At 37.0% G+C, this 24342-nt stretch carries 29 protein-coding genes and 4 tRNA genes; 7 read left to right on the forward strand and 26 right to left on the reverse strand.

The genetic code is table 11. The features are described 5' to 3' along the window. Positions 1-5: 5 nt before the first annotated feature. Positions 6-1262 (forward strand): PTS ascorbate transporter subunit IIC, encoded by a 1257-nt coding sequence (locus tag ACE2AL_RS12765; protein ID WP_272516241.1) that lies wholly within the window; start codon positions 6-8, stop codon positions 1260-1262. Between the two features lie 48 nt (positions 1263-1310). Here the strand turns inward: ACE2AL_RS12765 and ACE2AL_RS12770 are convergent, their stop codons facing one another. From ACE2AL_RS12770 to ACE2AL_RS12795, 6 genes are all read right to left on the reverse strand, one after another. Beyond that, entirely contained in the window at positions 1311-2117 is an 807-nt protein-coding gene (locus ACE2AL_RS12770) for a hypothetical protein (RefSeq protein ID WP_206083954.1), read from the reverse strand. Between the two features lie 207 nt (positions 2118-2324). Continuing rightward, positions 2325-2501: a GNAT family N-acetyltransferase gene (locus ACE2AL_RS12775; protein WP_375084310.1), complete on the reverse strand. Its 177-nt coding sequence runs from the start codon at positions 2499-2501 to the stop codon at positions 2325-2327. Further along, a complete protein-coding gene (locus ACE2AL_RS12780; protein WP_375083560.1) occupies positions 2447-2581 on the reverse strand; it encodes a hypothetical protein in 135 nt (44 codons plus the stop codon). Before ACE2AL_RS12780 ends, ACE2AL_RS12775 begins: the two co-directional genes overlap by 55 nt. A 189-nt stretch (positions 2582-2770) precedes the next feature. Then, positions 2771-3280: a DUF523 domain-containing protein gene (locus tag ACE2AL_RS12785; protein ID WP_272573341.1), complete on the reverse strand. Its 510-nt coding sequence runs from the start codon at positions 3278-3280 to the stop codon at positions 2771-2773. A gap of 204 nt (positions 3281-3484) precedes the next feature. Beyond that, positions 3485-4429, reverse strand: coding sequence for an SPFH domain-containing protein (locus ACE2AL_RS12790; RefSeq protein WP_206083951.1), 945 nt, complete (start codon positions 4427-4429; stop codon positions 3485-3487). 279 nt (positions 4430-4708) lie between these two features. After that, complete coding sequence (locus tag ACE2AL_RS12795; protein WP_206083950.1) at positions 4709-5443, reverse strand: aspartate/glutamate racemase family protein; 735 nt, start codon at positions 5441-5443, stop codon at positions 4709-4711. A 123-nt stretch (positions 5444-5566) separates the two neighbouring features. Here ACE2AL_RS12795 and ACE2AL_RS12800 point away from each other — a divergent pair, with 123 nt between their 5' ends. Then, positions 5567-6454, forward strand: a complete 888-nt coding sequence (locus tag ACE2AL_RS12800; RefSeq protein ID WP_375083562.1) for a LysR substrate-binding domain-containing protein — start codon at positions 5567-5569, stop codon at positions 6452-6454. Positions 6455-6540: 86 nt separating this feature from the next. On the opposite strand, the gene ACE2AL_RS12805 is transcribed toward ACE2AL_RS12800, so the two are convergent. Further along, the gene (locus ACE2AL_RS12805) at positions 6541-7824 is read right to left on the reverse strand and encodes a dicarboxylate/amino acid:cation symporter (protein ID WP_206083949.1); all 1284 of its coding nucleotides are present in this window, start codon (positions 7822-7824) and stop codon (positions 6541-6543) included. 319 nt (positions 7825-8143) lie between these two features. Further along, on the reverse strand, positions 8144-9613 hold the full coding sequence (locus tag ACE2AL_RS12810) for a PLP-dependent aminotransferase family protein (RefSeq protein WP_375083563.1): 1470 nt from the start codon (positions 9611-9613) through the stop codon (positions 8144-8146). 157 nt (positions 9614-9770) lie between these two features. On the opposite strand from ACE2AL_RS12810, the gene ACE2AL_RS12815 reads away from it, so the two are divergent. Then, a complete protein-coding gene (locus ACE2AL_RS12815) occupies positions 9771-10202 on the forward strand; it encodes a carboxymuconolactone decarboxylase family protein (RefSeq protein WP_206083947.1) in 432 nt (143 codons plus the stop codon). A 73-nt stretch (positions 10203-10275) separates the two neighbouring features. Here ACE2AL_RS12815 and map read toward each other — a convergent pair whose 3' ends face one another. Both map and ACE2AL_RS12825 read right to left on the reverse strand, forming a co-directional pair. Continuing rightward, on the reverse strand, positions 10276-11046 hold the full coding sequence (map, locus tag ACE2AL_RS12820; RefSeq protein ID WP_206083946.1) for a type I methionyl aminopeptidase: 771 nt from the start codon (positions 11044-11046) through the stop codon (positions 10276-10278). Continuing rightward, a complete protein-coding gene (locus tag ACE2AL_RS12825) occupies positions 11039-11245 on the reverse strand; it encodes a ParD-like family protein (RefSeq protein ID WP_375083564.1) in 207 nt (68 codons plus the stop codon). Before ACE2AL_RS12825 ends, map begins: the two co-directional genes overlap by 8 nt. Positions 11246-11570: 325 nt before the next feature. Between ACE2AL_RS12825 and ACE2AL_RS12830 the strand changes: the two genes are divergently transcribed. Continuing rightward, a complete protein-coding gene (locus ACE2AL_RS12830) occupies positions 11571-11996 on the forward strand; it encodes a universal stress protein (RefSeq protein ID WP_272573343.1) in 426 nt (141 codons plus the stop codon). A gap of 132 nt (positions 11997-12128) precedes the next feature. After that, on the forward strand, positions 12129-12560 hold the full coding sequence (locus ACE2AL_RS12835) for a hypothetical protein (protein WP_272573344.1): 432 nt from the start codon (positions 12129-12131) through the stop codon (positions 12558-12560). 4 nt (positions 12561-12564) lie between these two features. Here ACE2AL_RS12835 and ACE2AL_RS12840 read toward each other — a convergent pair whose 3' ends face one another. The 3 genes from ACE2AL_RS12840 to ACE2AL_RS12850 form a co-directional block, all read right to left on the reverse strand. After that, positions 12565-13341 carry a nucleotidyltransferase domain-containing protein gene (locus ACE2AL_RS12840; protein WP_375083565.1) on the reverse strand — a complete coding sequence of 259 codons (777 nt, stop codon included), beginning with the start codon at positions 13339-13341 and terminating at the stop codon, positions 12565-12567. Between the two features lie 62 nt (positions 13342-13403). Further along, the gene (locus ACE2AL_RS12845; RefSeq protein ID WP_206083941.1) at positions 13404-13790 is read right to left on the reverse strand and encodes a GFA family protein; all 387 of its coding nucleotides are present in this window, start codon (positions 13788-13790) and stop codon (positions 13404-13406) included. Positions 13791-13828: 38 nt separating this feature from the next. Continuing rightward, positions 13829-15034 carry a nicotinamide mononucleotide deamidase-related protein YfaY gene (locus tag ACE2AL_RS12850; RefSeq protein ID WP_206083940.1) on the reverse strand — a complete coding sequence of 402 codons (1206 nt, stop codon included), beginning with the start codon at positions 15032-15034 and terminating at the stop codon, positions 13829-13831. A 480-nt stretch (positions 15035-15514) separates the two neighbouring features. On the opposite strand from ACE2AL_RS12850, the gene ACE2AL_RS12855 reads away from it, so the two are divergent. Both ACE2AL_RS12855 and ACE2AL_RS12860 read left to right on the forward strand, forming a co-directional pair. After that, positions 15515-15787 (forward strand): toxin-antitoxin system YwqK family antitoxin, encoded by a 273-nt coding sequence (locus ACE2AL_RS12855; protein ID WP_375083567.1) that lies wholly within the window; start codon positions 15515-15517, stop codon positions 15785-15787. A gap of 139 nt (positions 15788-15926) precedes the next feature. Continuing rightward, entirely contained in the window at positions 15927-16448 is a 522-nt protein-coding gene (locus tag ACE2AL_RS12860) for a YcxB family protein (protein WP_206083939.1), read from the forward strand. A 61-nt stretch (positions 16449-16509) separates the two neighbouring features. On the opposite strand, the gene fabV is transcribed toward ACE2AL_RS12860, so the two are convergent. From fabV to ACE2AL_RS12925, 13 genes are all read right to left on the reverse strand, one after another. Next, positions 16510-17709, reverse strand: coding sequence for an enoyl-ACP reductase FabV (fabV, locus tag ACE2AL_RS12865; protein WP_206083938.1), 1200 nt, complete (start codon positions 17707-17709; stop codon positions 16510-16512). A 104-nt stretch (positions 17710-17813) separates the two neighbouring features. After that, a complete protein-coding gene (locus ACE2AL_RS12870; protein WP_206083937.1) occupies positions 17814-18128 on the reverse strand; it encodes a DUF1090 family protein in 315 nt (104 codons plus the stop codon). A 137-nt stretch (positions 18129-18265) separates the two neighbouring features. Then, positions 18266-18853 (reverse strand): hypothetical protein, encoded by a 588-nt coding sequence (locus tag ACE2AL_RS12875; RefSeq protein ID WP_375083568.1) that lies wholly within the window; start codon positions 18851-18853, stop codon positions 18266-18268. A 125-nt stretch (positions 18854-18978) separates the two neighbouring features. Then, entirely contained in the window at positions 18979-19131 is a 153-nt protein-coding gene (locus ACE2AL_RS12880; protein ID WP_206083935.1) for an MbeCy, read from the reverse strand. 207 nt (positions 19132-19338) lie between these two features. Beyond that, positions 19339-19425 (reverse strand) — tRNA-Leu (locus ACE2AL_RS12885). A 129-nt stretch (positions 19426-19554) separates the two neighbouring features. Continuing rightward, positions 19555-19641, reverse strand: a tRNA-Leu gene (locus tag ACE2AL_RS12890). Positions 19642-19648: 7 nt separating this feature from the next. Beyond that, positions 19649-19722, reverse strand: a tRNA-Cys gene (locus ACE2AL_RS12895). Positions 19723-19745: 23 nt separating this feature from the next. After that, positions 19746-19821: transfer RNA gene (locus ACE2AL_RS12900), tRNA-Gly, on the reverse strand. 164 nt (positions 19822-19985) lie between these two features. Next, the gene (pgsA, locus tag ACE2AL_RS12905; protein ID WP_206083934.1) at positions 19986-20534 is read right to left on the reverse strand and encodes a CDP-diacylglycerol--glycerol-3-phosphate 3-phosphatidyltransferase; all 549 of its coding nucleotides are present in this window, start codon (positions 20532-20534) and stop codon (positions 19986-19988) included. Between the two features lie 57 nt (positions 20535-20591). Then, positions 20592-22424 carry an excinuclease ABC subunit UvrC gene (uvrC, locus tag ACE2AL_RS12910; RefSeq protein ID WP_375083569.1) on the reverse strand — a complete coding sequence of 611 codons (1833 nt, stop codon included), beginning with the start codon at positions 22422-22424 and terminating at the stop codon, positions 20592-20594. After that, positions 22391-23077 (reverse strand): LuxR C-terminal-related transcriptional regulator, encoded by a 687-nt coding sequence (locus ACE2AL_RS12915; RefSeq protein WP_206083932.1) that lies wholly within the window; start codon positions 23075-23077, stop codon positions 22391-22393. Before ACE2AL_RS12915 ends, uvrC begins: the two co-directional genes overlap by 34 nt. 182 nt (positions 23078-23259) lie before the next feature. Next, positions 23260-23667: a phosphate-starvation-inducible protein PsiE gene (gene psiE, locus ACE2AL_RS12920; protein ID WP_206084381.1), complete on the reverse strand. Its 408-nt coding sequence runs from the start codon at positions 23665-23667 to the stop codon at positions 23260-23262. 203 nt (positions 23668-23870) lie between these two features. Then, on the reverse strand, positions 23871-24284 hold the full coding sequence (locus ACE2AL_RS12925) for a GFA family protein (RefSeq protein WP_375083570.1): 414 nt from the start codon (positions 24282-24284) through the stop codon (positions 23871-23873). Positions 24285-24342: the final 58 nt, after the last annotated feature.

Raw genomic sequence — 24342 nt, forward strand, 5'->3', positions numbered from 1 at the left:
GCTCTATGTCATTTTTTCGTTTTCTGATGCAGGATGTTTTATCTGAACCTGCTATTTTAGTCGGTCTTATTGCTCTTATCGGTTTGATTGCACAGAAAAAACCAGTAACAGAATGCATTAAAGGTACCATTAAAACCATTATGGGTTTTGTGATCTTAGGTGCTGGTGCAGGTTTAGTGGTTAGCTCATTGGGTGATTTCTCTGCCATCTTCCAACATGCTTTTGGCATCAACGGTGTAGTACCTAACAATGAAGCCATTGTGTCTATTGCACAAAAAAGCTTTGGCCGTGAGATGGCAATGATCATGTTCTTTGCGATGTTAATCAATATCTTGATTGCTCGCTTAACACCATGGAAGTTCATCTTCCTGACAGGTCACCACACATTATTCATGTCGATGATGATCGCCGTTATTCTAGCAACGGCAGGAATGGAAGGAACTATGCTGGTGACTGTTGGCTCTTTAATTGTGGGCTTCTGTATGGTGTTCTTCCCTGCCATCGCACACCCATATATGAAAAAAGTTACAGGCTCTGACGACGTTGCTATTGGGCACTTCTCAACCATTTCTTATGTATTAGCAGGTTTTATTGGGAGCAAATTTGGTAATAAAGAACATTCAACAGAAGATATGAATGTACCAAAAAGCTTGCTATTCCTACGTGATACACCTGTGGCTATTTCATTCACTATGTTCATCATCTTTATCATTACTTGCTTATTTGCGGGCGGTGATTTTGTGCGTGAAGTCAGTGGCGGCAAAAACTGGTTTATGTTCTCATTAATGCAGTCTATTACCTTCGCAGCTGGGGTATACATTATCCTGCAAGGTGTGCGTATGGTCATTGCTGAAATTGTTCCTGCATTCAAAGGAATATCAGACAAACTCGTGCCAAATGCAAAACCTGCATTAGACTGCCCAGTGGTATTCCCTTATGCCCCAAACGCCGTATTAGTCGGTTTCTTAAGTAGCTTTGCAGCGGGCGTCATCGGCATGTTCTTATTATATGCCTTGAATATGACAGTGATTATTCCAGGTGTTGTACCACACTTCTTTGTAGGAGCTGCAGCTGGGGTATTTGGTAACGCAACAGGCGGTCGCCGTGGCGCTATTTTAGGTGCATTTGCGCAAGGCTTACTAATCACCTTCTTACCTGTATTCTTATTACCTGTACTTGGGGATATTGGTATCGCAAATACAACATTCAGTGATGCTGACTTTGGTGCTATCGGAATTTTATTAGGTATTATTGTTCGCTAATCTAATAAGCTCCCCAAGATATCTTACTTGGGGAGCTTTATTTCTATTCTACTTTCCCAACCATGCACCATCCTTAAATAAGAATTCCTGCAATAAAACTAAGTCATCAGGAACAACGTGGATCATCCCCTCTCCTGGCACATCAATTTCAGCAATCATGAATAATGCCAATGTGGTTAATGAGGGTAAAATTAGGATCAACCAATTTTTCCCCTTAGTACCGCGAATATTGTAGCCAATAAGGACATTGGAACAGACAGCAAAAAAGATGAGGAGAAACCAAGTCGCATTCGGAATTTGATGCCGCCAACTTGCCATTGTTTTTTGCTGAGAAAGATAAAGATCACTAAATGCGCTTAATACGGAGGCAACAACAGGGTTTGGTGATTGATTTGCTTCTTTGACAGCAATTTCCCAAAGCTGGTTTTGTTTCTCTAGCGAGACCATGCGCCATTGGTTATTTTCATCACTGATCCCTGATTTAAAAAACTCAACACGCGCTTCTAAATATTGCTGGATAAGGTGGGATGCTTTATTTCGATCATCAGCATTCAATAGCTGGGCACGTTGATATGCTGTACCAATCGCGATAGCTTCATTTTCTTCTGTCTGTTGGCGGTTATTATAGCCATTAATAGAAATAGAGAGCACAAAGCCAATTAGCAAACCTAACAGTGATAAAATTGCCCCGAGAATAATTTTAGCTTCATCATCAGCAATTTCTTCATGAACTGATTTACGCTTAAAAATATATTTGCCAATGTAAGCAGATAAAATTAACAAAACAAACGTGATTACAAATAAAAGAATCGAATCTATTGGCGAATCATTAATCAACTCAGAGATATTAAACATTATGTTAACTCATCAGATTTATTTTCCGATGATATACCATATCTATAAGATAACTATCTAGCAGACAAACAGATCCACATTATATTCAAACGAAAATACTGATAAGGCATCCAATAATGACCTTAATAATTCTGTGTTAAGCGAAAATAATCCTCACGCTAGCATTATAAAACATGAATTTAACCTAGGTGTAAAAATAAAAGTATTTTAAAGTTCAACCGTATAAATATGCTCTTCATTCACTATTTCACCCGTAAACTTAAAGCCATGATTCATATATACTTTCTTAGCTATATTGTTTTCAACCGCTAAACCCAAAAAAATCCTTTTTATTCCGAGCCGTTTGAGATATTCAACGATCGCAAAAAAGATTGATTGCCTAATCCTTGGCCAATAAATTTGTGGTCTAACATAAAACGACAGATAAAGGCTTCATTCGGTTTATCAGCTAATATTTTGTACATAAAAAAGCCTATCAATACTTCCCCTTGGTAAAGCGCACGCGGCTGATATTCAGGATAGAAGTGAGACTATGCGATTGAAAAGGCATTGCAACAGATATATTCCTCTAAAACAGTAGCAACTCCATCCGCATTAGAAGTGAGTTCCCCCAACATCCCAAAAATTGAATTTATCGACAGCACGGATTTGTATCATAAATTATCTACCTCCGTTTTTACGCTTTCCTGATCAAATAAAGCATTGACCACTTCAATTAAATTTGGGGAGTTTTCATCCAAAATTTGGATACCATTTTGTCTAAATAAGGCCGCGCACACACCCATACCGTCTTTTAGTGAACCATTAAACTCACCACTATAAATCTGTTGGCTACCACACGATGGACTATTTGCCTTAAGAACAACAAAACGAATATTTAAGTCTTGTATTTTTTTTAATGCAATCTTAGCACCTTCAATAAAGGCTTCAGTAAGATCAACGCTTTCACTATCAATGACTTTTGCTTGACCTAATAGGACATCATTGCCATTACCACCCATAATTTCAGCGGGTGCTCGTGGTGTGGGTAACCCACCAAACACTTCAGGGCAGATGCTAATCACTTTTCCTGCATCATAAAGTTGTTTTAAAGGTGTATAAAGCTGATGCTTACCATCATACCTTACACAAAATCCTAATAAACATGAGCTGACCGCTATCACGTTAACCTCATCATTGGTTATTTCATCTCAGAATTTTTGCATTTAATATCATAATAGCGACTATTAAACACTGTTTCATACTGGCTCTTCGCGCCAATAATGCTTATTTTAAATAGAAAAAAACCCCAGTAATTGGTTATCCAACTATTTGGGGTCACTTCATAAAAATGGGTTTCTGTTTTTATTTAGCCTTATAAAACTAGCTTATTGATTACTGCGCATATCCATAATCATCTTGCCATCATAATCAGCACCAACAACAATATTAGGCACTTCACCTTTATATTTATGCGCTTTAATCTGTTCAATCTCTAACTGTTTCCAATTGATCATTTCGCGGGTGATTGTGCGCTGTAATATTGCATTAGACTCTGATTCTTTTTGTGCTGCATATAATTTTGCATCCGCCTCTTGGCGCATTGCAAATGCATTTGCTTGCGCGTTACGTTCTCTAGCTATAGCTTGTTGCTCCGCAGACTCACGTTCAGCTTCTGCAATGACAACCTTCTTCTGTGCTAACTCACGTTCTTTTTCTGCTTCTGCTTTCGCTTGGTTAATTTGCTCTTGGCGCATTTTAGTATTAACCACTTGCTCTTGAACCACCTCTGGCAAAGTAATATCTTGGATCATAATTTCTTTAATCGTGTAACCATATGGCGATGCATAGCTTTGAATTGCGTCTCTAATGGAGTCTTGTAATTTTCTTTGCGTATCTGCAGTATAAAGATCTTGCGCGTTTGCCACATCTTTACCAAATTCTAAAATTGTCGAGATTAACTTTTGGCGTACATATTTATCCAATGCTTCACTCTCGGTACCACCATTAATACGCAATACAGGGGCTTTTGCACCATCAAATTGCAACATTACGGTAATATCAACAATTGATTTTAATTTATCTTGTGAAGGAACTCGAAGTTCCTTTAACGAAACACGAATATCTTTCGTTGAGTACGTATCGAAAGTTGTAAATGGGTTAATAGGGAAGTGCAGTCCAGCATCATATGCTACAGGATCCACTTTTCCTAAAAATGTTCCAACTTTCACTGACCCATCTTGAACGATAGTATATGAGTTAATCCCAACCAATCCAAGAACAAGCAGCACCGCTGCGCCAATAACCAATTTAACCATCGATTTAAATTGCATGAGTAGATCCCTATCTGACAATAACTAATAATTATAATAAAACGTCTATTGTCGCTACTCTCCCATTAACTACAAGTTAAAAAAGTCCTAAACTTTCAAATAAATTAAAAAAATGTTTTTTTACAACTAAAATATGTCAATGAAACATATAGATCTTCAGTTTATTTATCTGCCCATAAATAAAAAAATTAAATAACACCCACCTATTAAATTTATATTAATTTAACAGTTAAATTTAAAAATCACCCTGATGTTGGCTATACGAAACAATTAAAATAACTATTGATAATTCTCATTTATCATTTCTTTTTCAAATCGTTCATCACCAAAATTATACCAATCAATAGCCTCTTTGATTAAAGCCTCAGTAGCATCAATGAATTCATCGGGTGAGCAATTAACTACCTCATCTAAGATTAAAGGTATCTCTGTACATCCCATAACAAATTTATTTACGCCATCAGACTTTAGCATATTAATATAGGGATAAATTAACTCCTTTGCTTTATCAATATCACCTGCTTTATAGGCAATAATACTTTGCATTATTTTATACTGATTAATCTCATCAGGAACAATGCACTCCACATTATTCAAACTGAGCTTTTCCTGGTATAATTTCGTACGTATTGTTGCTGTCGTTGCTAATAAAGCTACTTTTCTAATTTTATTAGAAATAATATTTTTACATGCTGCATCTATAATGCTAATAAAAGGAATTTTAACTTCCTTCATTAAATCCTCATACCAATAATGCGCGGTATTGCAAGGCATAACAATACAAGAAACCCCTGCATTCTCAAGTAGTTTTAATGAGTTTATCATCGCAGGTAGTGGTGATGGTCCATCATAAATAATATTTTCTGTTCTATCTGGAATATCAGGAATTGAGACAATAATAACAGGTATGTGCTCCTGATCTTTAGATGCTTTAGTATTATTGATTAATTTATAAAATGCATCTGCCGTTGCACCTGGCCCCATTCCCCCGAGCATACCTAATATTTTTTTCATAATCCGCTCCCATAAAATATAATAATATAATCGCATAATGATCACCTTTCGTAATTGCAGAGTTTCTATAAGTTATGCTAAATTTGCATAGGAAATAAATAACTATAATCAAAAGAGGATACAATGATCAGTAATCTAGAAATTAAATGGTTGCACGATATTGTTGTTCTAGAAGAATGTCGAAGTTTTACTTTAGCGGCAGAGAAAAGAAATATATCGCAATCATCCTTTAGTCGAAGAATTCAATCTATCGAATCCTCTGTTGGTTTTGAAATATTTGATAGAAACACCAATCCATTGCAGCTCACCCCACAAGGAAAAAGCTTCATTGTTTATGCTAGAAACTTACTTGATGATATCTATTTTCAAATAAATAGAATTAAAGGTGTCGATAACGACAAGCAGAAAATTAATATCTCAGCGGCACATTCACTTTCTGTTTTTCTTCTTCCTGATTTTATTTCCCAGTTCTCACAGAATATTGATAAGATTTTTTTTGTTGAATCAATTAATGTTGATGAAGCCGTCCATAAGCTAAAAGAAGGGCAAAGTGATTTTATTCTATCCTTCTATAACGAAGAATTAATGTCATCTCCATTTCTGCATGCGAAAATTCTTGAAAGCCGTTTACATCTCGTTTCAATGTGCGACAGAAACAAGAAACCTCTTTTTAAATTAGATGGTACAACCCTGCCTTTAATGAAATATACCGATGAAAGCTACATGGGGAGACAAGTCAACCAATTAATGGATAAATCTACTGACTTGCCTTTTGAACTATCATTTGTCTCATCTATGAGCGACGTCCTGAAGCGTATGGTGCTTAACGGAAGTGGCGTGGGCTGGTTGCCAGACTATTCAATTAAAAATGAACTTCAAAAAAATGAACTTGCTATCCTAGATAACACGCTTTCCATCACGATGGGAGTATATATTTATCGAACAGAAGCGAGACTCAATATTTCATCAGAACGTTTTTGGCAATTTATGCGTAACCAAACAAGTAAATAATATTCTACTATTCATCTGAATAAAGCAAAAACCCTTCTAAAGTTAACCAACTCAGAAGGGTTTCAATTGCTAAACGCTCTTAAATTTTATGATGTTGATGTCACTTTTTCATTGATAATCACATCTGAGTCTTCTTTGAAACCGCCTTTTCTTTCTTCCAACTTGGAAATAACTGCTGTAGAGATACTGTTACCAACCACATTCGTTGCAGTTCTTCCCATATCAAGGAATTGATCAATCGCCAGTAACAACAGTATTCCTGCTTCTGGTAAACTAAACATTGGCAATGTTGCAGCAACGACCACGATAGAAGCACGAGCAACCCCTGCCATCCCCTTACTTGTTACCATCAGCGTTAACAAAATGAGAATTTGTTCAGTAATACTCAAATCAATACCGTACGCATTAGCAATAAATAACACTGCAAATGACTGGTACATCATCGAGCCATCTAGGTTAAAGGAATAACCCAGCGGTAAAACAAAGCTAGTCACTTTTTTCGGAACACCATATTGATTCAGAGCTTCCATTGTTTTTGGATAAGCAGATTCACTACTTGCGGTGGCAAAAGCCAGCGCAACAGGCTCACGAATTAATTTTCCTAAACTAAATACAGATTTACCTAGGAACACATAACCTGCAAAGAACAGTACGCCCCATAATACAGCTAACGCAACATAAAAAAGACCAATTAATTTTCCATAGTCGTACAACAACCCTAGACCTTCAACTGTTACCGCAGATGCAATCGCAGCAAACACGGCAATTGGTGCAAAGCTCATTACATAGTCTGTAATACGGAACATGATACGCGACAAGTCTTCGATTAATGTCACAATCGGACTTTTTTTATCTTTGCAGATAAACGCAAGGCCTGATCCAAAAAAGATAGAGAATACTAATATTTGTAGAATTTCATTGTTTGCCATCGCTTCAGCAAAACTTTTTGGAAAAATGTGAGTAATAAACGCTTTTAATGTAAAGCCAGAGGTATTTAACCCACTATCAACAGCAACGGCTGGAACCGTTAAATTTAATCCCACACCTAATTGGAAAACATTAACAAAAACCATTCCAATTAATAATGAAATAACAGCAGCTGAAATAAACCATACCATAGCTTTGATGGTAATACTCCCAACAGAAGATGAACCTCCCATGGAAACAATACCAGAAACAATCGTAGCAAAAACCAGTGGTGCGATAATCATTTTTATTAATCTTAAAAATACATCAGTAATAATATTGAGATAAGATGCAATATCTTTTGCTTCTTCCACTGATGCAGCATAATTATGACATCCCCAGCCTAATATAATACCAAGCACAATCGCTATCATAATTTGTTTCATGAGTTTATGTCTGTTCATTCGTACCCCTATTTTATTTATGTAAAATTATAGTTGGAGCTATAACCTTTTATCGGATGCGACTCTTGAGCCTGATTTGGATAGTTACATTTTTTTAACTTAAAGAGAAATGCAAATGGACTTAATCTTATGCAAAAATTGCATACCTAGAAAAACCAAATCAACCTATTGATTTAGTTTATAAAAATAAATTTATTTTGTTATTGAAGTTTAATTACAAAGCTTAAAATTAAGTTTTAAATTTAAATCAAACAATAAAAAACCACCTATAAATACAACTTAAGCTAAATAAATCACATTTAAATAAATCAAATTTTCTTTATTTAGATCTTCCTGATGATAACAACTTCAGGTTAATTTCCTTTAATTTTTGACACAATATCAATGCTTCCTGCTTATCTTTTATATTGGTAAAACCCAATAATAAAAAAGAACTTTCTTTTTTATTTATCAACCAGTCATCTAAAGCTTCAACTTTTAATCCATGATATGCGGCTGATTGGGAAAATTGAATTGCCGATATTCCATTGATAATTTTGACAACAAGATGCATGCCACCAGCCTGTAATTCTATGTCAAAAACATCACTCAATTTTATTTTTATCGCCTCTATTAAAAAAGATCTTCTTTGGTGATAGAGATGGCGCATTTTACGTAAATGACGGGAAAAGTGACCTTCTTGAATAAATACGCTGGTAATTTCCTGCTGCCAACTTGGGCATTGATTCCCCATTATCATAGCCGTGGAATGGAAATGATCATGGTAGCTAGAAGGAACGACAATATAAGATAGGCGTAATGCAGGGTACAATACTTTGCTAAACGTCCCACAGTAAATAACACGTTCTTGGCTATCCAAACTTTTCAATGCAGGTAACGGGCGGCCTTGATAGTGAAATTCACCATCATAATCGTCTTCAATTATCCAACTACCTTGTTGGTTTGCCCATTCAAGTAATGCTAATCTGCGTTCTAAAGTTAATGTTGCGTTTGTTGGACTTTGATGTGTTGGTGTGACGAGCGCAAATTTAGCTACTGGTGCCACTTCAACACCTTGCGTAACATTAATCCCTTGGTCGTCCACGCTTATAGGCATTAGTTTTAATCCTATTTGCTGTAAAAAATCACGCGCAATATGGTAGCCAGGCTCCTCAAACCACCCCGTATCTCCTGCTGTAAATAAGCTTTGAGCAATTAATTGTAAACTTGCACGATGACCAAAACTAATAAATATTTGTTCTGGGGAGCAGTCAATTCCTCGTGATATCATTAAATAACGAGCTAAACCTTCTCTTAACTGTTTTAGCCCTTGAACATCAGGGTAACTTAGCAAATTAAAATGGCTATCACGTAATATTTTTGCAGAAATTCTAGCCCATAATTTCTGTGGAAAAGCATCTAACGCTGGAATACCTAATTGAAATGCTAAAACTGTATAATCACTAAAATTCCGCTTTGAACGATTATTTACCAGCACGGACTGATTCGAAACTTTCTCTTCAAGATACAAGTCTTCTGGATCTTTGAATTTATTTATTGGAAGGTTTTTTATCGTTTGGGAAATAAAGGTTCCTTTCGCACCTTTAGTTTCAAGTAGCCCTTCACTAACTAATAACTGATATGCCAATTCAATCGTACCTCGAGCAACATTGAGTTCACTCGCTAATACTCTTACTGCAGGCAAACGCTGCTCAGCTTTTAGTTGGCCACTTTTAATTCCCTCATGAATTCTCTGGTAAATTTGCAGGTAAATTGGTGTATTAATATTGCTATCAATTTTTAAAAACATACGCTCCCCCAATGACATTCACCTGAAACTTGTCCTAGTAAAATCAGTTATTCTTGTCCCTTTAAACTAGGCCAAGATAACCTTAAAATGAGCCCATAACAATCGCTATTACTGTACTTTGCATTTTATCTACTGATTAAATATATGAGGAAACACCATGAGCGCACTTAGATTAGCGTATAACACATTATCTCCTGAAGCCTATAAAGGACTCATTGATTGTAAAAACGCCCTCGATAAAAGTGGATTAGGTAAAGAACTAGTTGAACTGGTTTATTTAAGAGTGTCACAAATAAATGGCTGTGCATTTTGCCTTGATATGCATGCGAACTCCTTACGCAATGCTGGCCTAAGCAATAAAAAAATTGATACCCTTGCTGGGTGGCAAGTAAGTCATCATTTTAGTGTTCAAGAACGTGCCGTATTAGCATGGACTGAAGCGGTTGTTAATATTGTCGAAAGTGGCACTCCTGATAACTTATTTGATGAGCTAAAACGCCATTTTAGTGATGTACAGATTTCTGATTTAACAATAGCCATTGGGTTAATGAGTGCATTTAATCGCATTGCGATTGCATTAAGACAATAGTTAAGACTTACTGCAAACAAAATGAGTTTGCTACCCTTTTGGCTAACAAACTCATTATAATAAGACTTAAAAACTATTTTTCTTCATCACGCAAAGTTAATACTTCATATCCTTCTTTCGTCACTAAAATGGTATGTTCAGATTGTGCTGACAGTTTTTTATCTCTTGTAACTACCGTCCAACCATCTTTTTTCGTTTTAATTTTCATACCCCCTTGGTTAATCATGGGTTCAATAGTAAATGTCATACCTTCTTTTAACTCTATGCCTTTACCTTTAACACCATAATGCAGTACTTGTGGATCTTCATGCATTTCGCGACCAATACCATGCCCACAGTATTCACGAACAACACTATAACCTTTTGATTCTGCATAATGTTGAATAGCAGAGCCAATGTCTCCTAATGTTGCACCAGGCTTAACTTGCTTAATACCTTCCCACATTGCAAAATAGGTGTCTTTAACAAGCTTACGTGCTAGTGGCGATGCATCTGGCATGACATACATTTTACTTGAGTCGGCAATAAAACCATTTTTTTCCAAGGTAATATCAACATTAATGATATCTTTATTTTTTAAGATTTCATCTGTCTTAGGTATGCCATGGCATACTACTTCATTTAATGAGGTATTTAACACATACTGGTAACCATATTGCCCTTTACTCGCAGGGCGTGCTTGTAATTCTTCAATAATATAACGTTCTACTTTGTCGTTAATTTCCATGGTCGAAATGCCTGGTACAATAACTGAATCAAGCATTTTAAATACACGCGCCAATAGTTTCCCTGACTCACGCATCAGTTCAATTTCTTCTGCTGTTTTTATTGTAATATTATTCATGAACTTTCCCTTTTATCTCAGATAACTCTTTTTCTAGCATCTCATTGATTAACATTGTAAATGTCTTATCTGGATTTAACTCCGCTTGCATACCTATTTTTATCCAAAACTCAGCTTGAGAGTTTATAGAGCGTGACATCACCTGGCTTGCATGACGCAAATAATCATGCAGTTCATCTGAAATTTTTACGATCCCCAAAATGCCCTCGACTCGACAATACGAAATATATATAAATTATAATAAATCATATAACAATGACATCGCAATGCAAAGCTAAGGCGATTGAAATAGCACAAGTAGCATGAAAAATAGCAGGTGTTTTTCTATTAACTTGCTTAAGATGAATCCGCCGTCAAAGTATTTATATTGTTAATCGGCTATGATCAATTTGCGAAATTTTGGTTGACTCGCTTGCTAGCCTTTTCGCGTTTCATTTAGCAAAAGGCTAATATAAATTAGCATCTATTTATAATTCTAAATTCGATTACAGCATGGACTCATTAAATGAAAGCTGGAGAAAAACATGTATAATAAAATCTTAGTACCTATTGATATTACAGAGAAAAGCTTAGCTCATCTGGTCATGTCACATATTCAATATTTGGCTGAATATGAAAATGCACATATCCATTTTTTAGCCATCATTCCGACTGTTCCTTTTTATACTACGATGGGTTTTGGCTTTGCTGAAAAAGCAGATAGTGAACAAGAAAATGTAACTAAACATCTTGCTGAAATCATCAAAGAATTTAATATTTCCACGAATAAATATAGCGCTCAAGTATTAATGGGCACACCAAGAGATGAAATATTACGCGTTGCTGAAGAAATTTCAGCCGATTTGATCGTAATTGGCTCAAGAAGACCAGGGATGTCGACCTATTTCCTCGGTTCAACGGCGTCGATGGTTATTCAAAACTCAAAAATCTCTGTTTTAACTGTCCGCTAGATTATCACTGATACTTATTCGTAAGGTAGCTCATTGATTAGAGCTATCTTAATTTTCATGTTATTCCTAGAGACAAAAATGTATAACGGAATTACCTTGTTTTTATACTCAATTTTTCAATCAAGGAATGTAATGAAAAAGTATTTTCTCGGAATTAGTATTACCATTAATATTATTTTACTCGTGGCACTGATTATTGCTATGATCATGTTTTTCAATATGAAAAATAAGGTGTTAACCTTAGTTGAACAGGTTAAATCTGGGGAATATATTGAGATTATTAAACAAAATTCAGAGCAATTAATACCAAATACCTTAAAGGACTTACAAGCGATAGAAATAAGTGATAACCCTTGCGAATATTTTTATCAAAAAGTCGACACTGCTGTTGAATACTTAAACAAAAATCCCGATATTATCGGTGCAGAAGCATACGCAAGCCAATTGTCTACACTTAAAAGTACTATTGATAAAACACCCTCACTTTTAAAAGATAAAGCCTGCAAAAAAGGGATCTCAAGCTTTAACTATATTATTGAAGCAGTACAACCTAACGAAAAATAGTCGTTCAGAATTTCGTTATATGATCTCTTTCATACGAAAGCCAATTCATAAATTCATATAGGTGAAAAGTAAACTGCTGGTCATGAGCAGATGGTTCCCTTGCCTGAGCTAAAAAATATTGTATTGGCCTTTTTTGTTTAGGATAGCGCTGTATTATTTTTTGCACATAATCTTCAAGGCTATCAGGCCAGTCTTTATCTGCTTCTTTGCGTAAAAGATCGGTAGAGTGGATTAACTTCCTAGAAGCAGCTCTTTGCAAAAACTTTCGCTTAGTTAAATCACGACAAGTGTCGATTTGATGTATATAGCCATTTAATACCTCGAGGAAATCACCATTGACTGCATCCACAATTTTCTTTGAAGGCAAAAATGGCATAAACTTTTTGCTCAGATCATCACCATAAAGGCAGCGACAGTGGTGTTTTATCCAATAGCCCCAGCTATATAAATTAGTCTTATCCATGACATCTGAATAGGTGCCAATATCAAAATCAACTTTACTAACGACTTGGTAGTCTGAAGCCAAGGTCACTTGTAGTTGCGCTAAATGAGATACTTCGATTTGGTTGACAGGTTGATTAACAATGACACAGAGATCAAGGTCAGATTTATATGGCGTTGCTTGTCCTTTCGCCACGCTACCATAAATATAAATACTGTGAAGGTTCTTGTTTAATAAAGCACTAAGGCAATTGATTGACTCAGTTATTACTTGCTGAAATTCTGATTGATAAGGCTGCTCGCCAAGGACAAGAATACAACCATTTTTATCTAAAGCCACTATTTCACCATTACCATCTAACCGAATTTTTACGACCTTAACACGTTTTAAAGCAAGCACAATTACTGTTCATAACTGATTAAGTGACGCCACCAAGCTGGCGCTAAATCAACAAAAGAATGATATTCTAATGGTAACTCTAACTGCGCAGGATCATCCATCACGCCAGTTAGTAAAGCAACTGTAGGTTCGTCATCAATGGCACCCAGTGAGCTACCACATAGCGAGCAAAATGCCCTACTTGAATGATTAGATGAACGATAGGTTGCAGGTTTTCCACCCTTTCCTACCCATTCAACATTTTCAGCTGCAAATTCAAGCCAGACTAAAGTCTGTGCACCTGTTTGCTTTTGGCAAATATCACATGAACACGAGTGAACATTACGAGGGGCTTTTGCCTGAAAACGAATATCACCACAAAGGCATCCTCCAGAAATCAAGTTGCTCATAAACCACCTTAATTTATTAATAGTTAAGTCCGTATCCACTAATTATCCAAAATAAGTGATTCAGTTTGAACCAACCATTCATAATACCCAATGACTTCACGACCATTTAACCAACGAGAAAGCATATCTAACATAAGCATTACACTGACTTCTTGCTTTTCTTTCTTTGAGTGATTATTGGGTAAATAATGTACCCTTTGTGCATAACACTTTTCAGGGGTAGATAATGCGAAATTTAAAAACTGACCATCAAACTCCCCTATTACCAATCCTATAGAAGCTAATTGAGCTTTAGCGATATTTTTTGCTCGGTCTATTAATGTTGTGAGTGTTTGTTCTGGATCATTCTCAATCACATAGCTCATATTATTCAAAGCTTCTGCTGAACTTAGTGTCCAACTTAATAGCCCCGCACTAAACTGCTCACTCACTGCAACTTTTAATTGTCTTTCTTGTAATTGTTTGCTGATTTTCTTAGCAAAACCCTCAGTACCTTCAAAAATCAGGTTATCCCCGATACTTTGCTTAATGCTGTGCCAGTGTTGTTCCATAAGCACTTTTTGAGAAGCTGGCCCAGTCAATTTTAATTCAATTATTGGCATAGAAGAGCGATAACCGAGTACGCATGCATCAGGCAACTCAATATGATCGAATTGTTTTGCTAAACTGCTTTCACTACGTCCAAAACTGGTTAAACGTAAGCAGATGGGCGGCTCAGGTAAGGTAAAACGCGCCCGTAATCGAGGAAGTATTTGGTCATTCACCATGACTTTAAATTCTGACGGTACACCTGGAGTAAAAAATAACAAACAGTCATTAAGCATTATTGAAAACCCACACGCTGTGCCCACTGGATTATCAATTAATTCTGCATTTTCAGGAAGTAATGCTTGTTTACGATTAGTTTCAGGCATGACTCGCCCACGGCTAATAAAATAGCGCTCCATCACTTCAATCCACTGCGTATGCTCAATCAATGGTACACCCGCTGCTTTTGCTGCGGCTAATGCACTGAGGTCATCACTCGTTGGCCCAAGCCCACCGTTCACAATAAGAATATCCGCATGCTGACTACGCTCCAAAAAAGCATTAACTAAGCTTTCTAAATTATCCCCCACCGTCGTTCTTGTACTTAAAGGGATACCTTGCTGGAAAAAACAATCAGCCAACCATGCTGCATTGGTATCAACGATTTGACCATGTAGAACTTCATCACCAGTGCTTAGCATCTCAACAACTAACATTCGCAACTCTCTTTATCACAAAATAATATTCTAACGCTAAATTACCTTATTACCTCAGCGACTAAAATCACTATTTTTAAATTCATAAAAATAGACAATAACAAAATAAATAGTTTAAGAAAATTCTCACCATAATTCGTCATAAAACGTCTATAGCCATATAGCTAATTGAATAAACTAATTTTTCACAGCAATAGATAGGGTTAATATGTTAAAAATAAATCAATTAAAATCTGTCGCATTTTTTCTTTTGCACTAATTATTTCTGGCTGCCAAGTTGGGGGATTATCCAGCTCAAGTTCAAAATATGATTCACTTGAAGAACTCCGAAAAATTGAATTTCCTTCAACTGAAGCCCCAGAAGGAATTCATGATGGAGCATTTGAAATCAAATACGATAACGGTAAGCCCGAATTAAAAACGTGGATACATAAAGGATGCTTTGATAAATACCTAAAAAGCTACTATAGAAACGGTAAGATGGAATCTGATATTAGCCTTAAAAACTGCCAAGTTGATGGTTTAGTCCGTACATATCATGATGATGGACGTATTTATATTGAAATGACAGCTTCCAATGGAAAATTATCAGGCTCATTTAAAATTTACCACAATACCCCCTCTAGTAAGCCCCATATCATAGGTACTTTTAATAATGGTGAGCTTGCGGATGAAATTACTGAATTCGATGAAAACGGATCTGTGACAACTAAAGGCTATTTTCGTAACGGTAAAGTTTATTTAGACCAATAATTTTTTCCCCGAACTCCGTTCGGGGGAATTTATCTAATTGTTAACCCTATTCCTATCTAACCAATTTACACCCGATACGCTTACCGCTATTATCCCAACAACACCTATTCTCTAACAAAAATAATTAAGATATCCGTTTATGATAAATCCAATTTTGGTTTCACTTAACCGCACTGATTACATAAGGTTTAGCCGTTACTGTTTTAAAAACAAATATTTTTCGAAAAAGAAAACGAGTAGCTTACCCTTTACTCTTTTTATACTTGTTTTTATTGTCGCGTGCGCCTCTGCCTTTCGATATTTTCAAGCAACCTTACCAATCATTTTCATTTCTTTTTTATTGGCTGTATTACTATTTATTACCTTTACGCTACGTATAGTACAAAGCTTTAATAAAGCTATTCCTGATGATGATGGATTTCTATTTATTGAACGTGAATATCGGTTTGATGATGAAGGTATGCATGAGACCAGTAATCAAGGTTCTTCATCGATAAAATGGAGTGCAGTGCAGTTTATCCGAACGGATGGTGATTTATTGTATCTATTTTTAGATAGAGTCTATGCAGTGATTATTCCTGCTCGCAGCTTTACATCAGAACAAGAAAGCCAGCAATTTATTTTGTTTGTTAAAAGCAAAATATCCTCACCACTAAATTAGACTATAAAAAACCCGCATGCATATGCGGGTTTTATGTATTAAATGAATGATGAGTAGCTTATTAAACCAGTTCAATCACTTCAAAGTTAACTTCGCCACTTAAATCTGCATCATAATCGACGCCATTCAAGCCAAAACCAAATAGACGCAGGAATTCAGCTTTATAACCTTGATAATCAGTCAACTCATTGATGTTGTTATCATTAAGCTGTTTCCAAATTTCACGGCAAGTATTTTGGACATCATCACGTAATTCCCAATCATCTAAACGCAGACGGTGTTTTTCATCAGTATCTGGTGCAGTACCGCTGAACAACTTAGTTGCAAATAAACGTTGAATTTGTTCAATACAACCTTCGTGAATGCCTTGTTCTTTCATTATCTTAAACACGATAGAGATATATAATGGCATAACAGGAATAGCTGAAGATGCTTGCGTAACCACTGATTTTAATACTGCGACATAAGCTGAGCCGCCTTTTGCCTGCAATTTTTGGTTAATTGCATGCGCTGCACGGTCTAAATCTTCTTTGGCCTTTCCTAAAGTACCATGCCAGTAAATTGGCCACGTTAAATCGGTACCGATGTAAGAATAAGCCACTGACTGCGCGTTATCCGCCAGAACACCAGCTTCATCTAACGCATTCATCCACAGTTCCCAGTCCTGACCGCCCATCACTTTAACAGTATCAGCGATTTCTTGTTCATTCGCTGGCTCAACAACCGCTTCAATCAATACATCTTTGTTAGTATCTAATGCAACAGATTTGTACGGCTCGCCAATCGGTTTCAACGCAGAACGTACGATTTCACCCGTTTCTGGCATTTTACGCACAGGGGAAGCCAGTGAATAAACAACTAAATCAATTTGGCCTAAATCTTGTTTAATTAAATCAATGACTGTTTGACGGCACTCATCAGAGAAGGCATCACCGTTAATGCTTTTTGCATATAAGCCTTCTTCTTTAGCAGCCTTGTCAAAACCAGCTGAGTTATACCAACCGGCTGAACCTGTTTTGCTCTCACTACCTGGCTTTTCAAAAAATACGCCGATAGTTGCCGCACCGCTGCCAAAAGCAGCATTGATACGAGAAGCTAGACCGTAACCGGTGGATGCACCAATAACCAGAACCTTTTTAGGTCCATTTTTTAATTCGCCACGAGATTTAACATAGGCGATTTGCTCACGAACATTGGCTTCACAACCAGCTGGATGAGCTGTAGTGCAGATAAAACCACGAATTTTAGGTTTGATAATCATAGTCATTCTTTCTTGGTAGCTAACAATCAGTGTCTAATATACCTGATATTCTCCATTTACTTAAGACTGGTGGAAAATAAACATAGTGAACAGACCAGTTTTGTCTATTTTAAGTCCTTTAATGCTTCAATGACACGCCTTAAAGATTCTAATTCCCTTTCTAATTCACTCGTTTTTCCACGTGGATAGTTATCATAAATACGTGTTGCACCTGAACGGCTGTCATAACATTTATCTTCAATCTCATGAATTTTTTGCTTTATTTTGGCAATTTTGTGCCTATTTTCATAATGAGATATATGGCGCAGCTGTTTTTCCAACTTTATGATTTTCTTTTCACAACGAGAATAATGAGACCCTGCTTGTGAAGATAATGGAATGATCATTAACAATAGTGCCAATGCCAGCGTCTTTTTCATGTTTTTTCTCAATATTCATAAAATAATGATATCGAGTTCATCATCATTCCCTTATTCCATCTACGGGAATTTTCTTAGTTAAGATTTAGTTATAACCAGATGAAAGAATTACGCATTTTTAATCAAATTAAGTATTTTTACTTAGATTCATTTTTTGTCGTCATTTCTTGGGGCTTATCTGGAATTAAGTTATAGATAGTCATGACTGAATAAATGATATCTTTTTTGTTATGGATTTTTTTGAAATGTGAATTACTGACGATCCCCACCATTATTTGCATCCCATTTTGCTCATATACCCGCTTAAATGGCGTCGTTTCGTCATCAGATATTTTATCTAGGAAAAAAGAGTCGCGTTTATACCGCTCGATTGTTTTCTTTGGAATACCATATTTTTCATACATTTTTTGATTAATTTCATCATACTCTGCTAAGATAACCGCTTGATCACGGCTATCTTTTCCTTGAGCAGAAATAAGCATCAAGGTGTTTTCTTCTCGTGAAAACATCAATAAAAACATTCGTCCTTTTACGGTTGGCGTATTTGGTGTGGAGCACAACGCCCCGTTTTCTTGAAACTCAGTGCACTGTAACCCAACTAAATTCAGCCGTTTCACATCAGCAGGCGTTTGCCCCCATTTAAAGCCATAAGGGGCATCCAGTTTATTTGTGCTACAACCTGCTAATACAAGAACAAAGAAGGTAATTAAAATTCCTTTTATCATTACTTAACACATCCCAATTAAGTCATCTAATTGGATACTATCAAAAACGGATGATTAATCAAAAAACAACATCGCTTTTATCAAATTAAATGACCTGACTGAATAACGTGTTTTTACTTCACAGTCTAACGTTCCTTTTTTTCTTGTTCTTTCGCTTCGGCCATTGCGATTTCTTTCAGCCAATCCGCTAATAATGGTTTTGTTTTTACTGCATCTAATAAAGCGCGTTCATGCTTTGTTAAACGCACAACCACAACTTCTGTTTTCATATGTGACATAGCCAGTCTCTTTCTTAAAAATTGAATAATGACATAAAAACCTGGCAGAACGGTCTGACTTACGGATTTTTACACGAGTTTCGTGTTAATTTACACAGGAGAAGCTTTATTAGAAATCAATCGTTTGAATGATGGAGGAAGAAAAAATAGATACAAAAAAACCACCTATTGGTGGTTAATTGTCAAACTTAACAAAGTTAAGATTGATGGTGCCCAGGGCGGGACTTGAACCCGCACAGCCTAAAGGCCGAGGGATTTTAAATCCCTTGTGTCTACCGATTTCACCACCTGGGCCAAATTGTATTTTCTCTTTCGAGAGGGATAAGGTAACTCACCCGTTAATCAATATACTGGAGTAGACGCTCGTATAAAGATCCTATTTACTTAAAATAAAATGAATCAAATGATCCTCTTACTTCAAGATGGTGCCCAGGGCGGGACTTGAACCCGCACAGCCTAAAGGCCGAGGGATTTTAAATCCCTTGTGTCTACCGATTTCACCACCTGGGCTAAATTATGGAGGCGCGTCCCGGAGTCGAACCGAGCTACACGGATTTGCAATCCGGTGCATAACCGCTTTGCTAACGCGCCTTATCCGAATTTCTTACGAAATTTGGAGCGGGAAACGAGACTCGAACTCGCGACCCCGACCTTGGCAAGGTCGTGCTCTACCAACTGAGCTATTCCCGCGTTAAGCTTAACTTTCAGCTTATGCTATCAAACTGGCTGATTTACTTATTTATTTTCATAAACCATGTTGCCGTTCGATGCGTTGCATTCTACTGATTTCACCTATCGAGTCAATACAATTATTGAAATAATTGGATCGTTCGCTGTTTTTTCAATCATTTCGATCACGCTTCGCTCAAATCGCCCCACGCTGCTTTTAAATATTGGAACATTGACCAAAATGTTAAGATAGCAGCGACATACATTAGCGCAATAGAAAGGTTTTCAATTAAAGGTGTCGGGCGCCATAATAGCCCTACGAGTGACATCATTTGTGCCGTTGTTTTAAATTTACCAATCCAAGATACGGCAACACTGCTACGCTTACCAATCTCCGCCATCCATTCACGTAATGAAGAAATAATAATCTCACGTGCAATCATGGTTGCGGCAGGTAATGTTACATACCAGACATCATAACTTTCAGTGACTAAAACAAGCGCGGTTGCGACCATTACTTTATCCGCAACAGGGTCTAAAAATGCCCCGAACTTCGTGGTTTGCTTCCAAAGTCGAGCTAAAAAACCGTCAAACCAATCCGTCACGGCGGCGACAACAAAAATCAACGCACAGGCGAACGGCCCCCAAGTCACAGGGAGGTAAAATGCCAAGACAAAAAATGGTATTAGGATGACGCGAAATAATGTCAGCCACGTTGGTATGTTTAATTTCATCACGCTCACTAACTTTTTGACCAAGTTGGATATTATGAATATGTTGCCCTAAGACACTTACTGTTTCAATGCATTATAAATCTTTTCTGCAAGCGCGTATGAGATCGAGGGCACTTTTGCGATTTCTTCTATGCTGGCATTACGCAATGGCTGCAATCCCCCCATATATTTTAATAACATTTGACGACGCTTAGGCCCAACGCCTTCAATCGATTCCAACGCACTCGTATTTTTTACTTTTGCTCTGCGTTGGCGATGCCCTGTAATCGCATGGTTATGGGACTCATCCCGAATATGTTGTATTACATGCAATGCAGGTGAATCAGGGGGTAAGGCAAAACCTTCGCCTTCAGGTTTCAAGAAAAGCGTTTCAAGCCCTGCTTTACGATCACTGCCCTTTGCCACGCCAATTAATAAAGGATGATTTTTATCCCAATCAACCTCAAGAGAGTCAAATACATCCTTAGCTTGCCCTAGTTGCCCTTTTCCACCATCAATAAAGATAATATCAGGCACTTTTCCTTCATCGAGGTGCTTACCATATCGACGAGTCAATACTTGGTGCATGGCTGCATAATCATCACCAGGAGTGATACCTGAAATGTTATAACGGCGATATTCTGATTTCACTGGGCCCGTTTTATCAAAAACAACGCAAGAAGCGACTGTTTGCTCCCCCATAGTATGAGAAATATCAAAGCACTCCATACGTGATATATTTTCTAAATGAACCACCTTCGCTAACGCAGCCATACGCTGTTGGACTGTCGAGTTCTGCGCTATTTTAGTGGATAACGCAATCGAGGCATTCGTGCGGGCTAATTTCAAATAGCGTGCTCTCGCTCCTCTTGGCTGGCTTTGAATGTTAATCTTACGCCCCGCCAACTCAGATAATGACTGAGCAAGTAACTCTTTTTCTGTCAGGGCAAAATCCAGCAATATTTCCCCTGGTAATGTACGATTTTCGCTACCCTGTAAATAAAATTGCCCCAAAAAAGTTTGAACAACTTCATCTTGTTGGGTATCTGCTGGGATTTTAGGGAAATAACTGCGGCTGCCAAGCACTTTACCTTGACGTATAAACAATACGTGCACACAAGCAAGACCTGATTCAAAAGAGACTCCGATGACATCGAGGTCATCTCCCTCACCAGAAACATATTGCTCTTCAGTCACCGTCCGTACAGCTTGAATTTGATCGCGAAAACGCGCAGCGTCTTCAAAGCGCAACTCTTGGCTAGCCTTCTCCATTCGCTCCACAAGGCCAGTTAATACTTGCTTGTCTTTCCCTGTCAAAAATAACCGCACATACTCCACTTGCTGATCATAGTCTTCATCAGAAACTAGACCTTTAACACAAGGCCCTAAACAGCGCCCTATTTGGTATTGTAAACAAGGTCTTGAGCGATTTTTATAAACACTATCCTCACATTGACGTATAGGGAATAGTTTCTGCATTAAGGTTAGAGTTTCACGTACGGCATAAGAACTTGGAAATGGGCCAAAATACTCACCTTTGGCATGTTTAGCACCGCGGTGCATCGAGATCCGTGGGTGCGTTTCCTGACTTAAAAATAGATATGGATAGGATTTATCATCACGCAACAACACGTTATAACGGGGCTGGTACAACTTAATATAATTATGTTCAAGTAATAATGCTTCAGTTTCAGTGTGTGTCACGGTGACATCAATAGCAGCAATTTGTTTGACGAGCTGCTCTGTTTTTCGGCTACTGACATTTTCACGAAAGTAACTGGAAAGCCTTTTTTTCAAGTCTTTCGCCTTACCAACGTATATAACCGTTCCGCCCGCATCGTACATTCGATATACGCCAGGCTGATTTGTCACTGTTTTTAAGAAAGCTTTTGATTCGAACTGTTCTGCCACTCGGATAAACCCTGTACTGTAATTAAACCATATCTAATGGCTATATGAGTTAATTCTACATCACTACAGATATTAAGTTTACCAAACATTCGATATCGATAAGTATTTACTGTTTTAGGACTCAAGGATAGCGTCTGTGCAACCTGCTTAATAGGTACACCTTGGGTTATCATCAACATTATTTCCAGTTCACGACCCGACAAAAGCTCGTATAAATCTTGCTGATTATTATGAACAGCACGATACAAAGCGAGATCTTGAGCAATATCAGGAGAAATAATTCGCCTTTTTACATTGACCACCTTTATCGCTTCTATCAGATCGTCTTCAGTAATGTGGACACTCAACAACCCAAAAATACCAATATCTAATGCTTTGAGAAAAAAAGAATAATTACTACGAACGTTATAAATAATAATTCCCACATCAGGCTGCGTGCGCCGCAATGTTTGAATCATTTTTAAGGAATCAAAGTGACAGTGGTCACTACTGATTAAAATAACACTGGCTCTTTGATGACGGTTCCAAACCACCGCTTGGTCAATCGAGGAAAATGAAGCTATCAATTTGCAGCGTGAATGACGACTAAATATAAACTCAAATCCATGCAGAGTAATATTATTGTCATCAATAATTATTATATTTATTCCCATATTATATTATTTATCAATGAATTAAATAGAAATGAATGAGGATTTTATATTGCAAGTCGCTGGGATACAACCTCTTTATCATTACACAAACACTAGGTAATTCATTTAATAATAATTAAAACCTTCAAATAATAAAAAGGAGATATAGACTCCCTTTTACTATTTAAAGAATAAATATTTTATTACTCACGTTTTAGTTTTTCTGTATTCGCGATGTAAAGAGCGACAACCAGTACTAAAATTGCCCCTGCATGCAATAACGTTGTCATTGGGTCACTATGATCGACAATAATCAAACGAATGATTGCTGTAATGCCAATATAAATAAAATACCTTAAAGGGAAGTGATAACCTGACATAAAATATTTAATGATCAATGCAATAAACTCAAAGTAGAGGAAATAAATAACAATCCCCTCTAAGAGCTCATAAGCTGTTGCTCCCTTTGAGCTACCAAACATTAAAGATGCCATCGTAAAGGTTTCTTTTGCTAAAAAAAACACCAAAACAGCGGCTAAGGTAATTAAACCAATATTCAGAATCCATTGTAGTACCCATGCAATGTTACTCGCATGACGCATTCCTTTCATACTATTCATTTGTTATTCCCCAAAGAAATACAAAACATGAGTACAATGACAGCTATTACGCGTTGTTACCCATATTATTCAATGCATATTGTCTTAATTGTAAATCAAATTTTTGTCGTTAGCATGACAAACAGAAAGGAAATTTGCAGTTTTGCGGTAAGGTGAGCACGCTTCCCGCCTTACCATAACCTTTTATTCAGCAATTAATTTGAAGGGGCTCCCATCATTTTTAATATATCTTGCTCAGTCAGCATCGCTGTTTGCTCAACAAAATTATAATATTTTGGTTTGCTATCAATATAAATTTGCATCGCCAATTGCGCTTGTTTGCTGTCTTCAAACAGGGTTGCCGATACATAATATGTTGATGGATTAATTAAATGGTAAAAAAGATGTGTACCACACTGCTTACAAAATGCGCGCTCCCCCCACTGTGAGGATACAAACATAGTGACCGAGTCTTGGCCTTCAATGTGTAAATCGCTACCGCAATCTACACTAAAACCTGGACCGCCATTCCATTTTTGGCACATGCTACAATGACAAACACTTAGCTTATCAACTGCTTTACCCGTTGATACCTTAACTGCACCACATAAACATTGACCTTTATGCATCTTACTTTCCTTTGCTATGCCTATTAATGGGTTTCTTACCTATTAATGGCTATTTTCC

Origin of the sequence: Providencia xihuensis, assembly GCF_041953405.1 — a bacterium.
In the GTDB taxonomy this organism is placed as follows: Bacteria; Pseudomonadota; Gammaproteobacteria; order Enterobacterales; family Enterobacteriaceae; genus Providencia; species Providencia vermicola.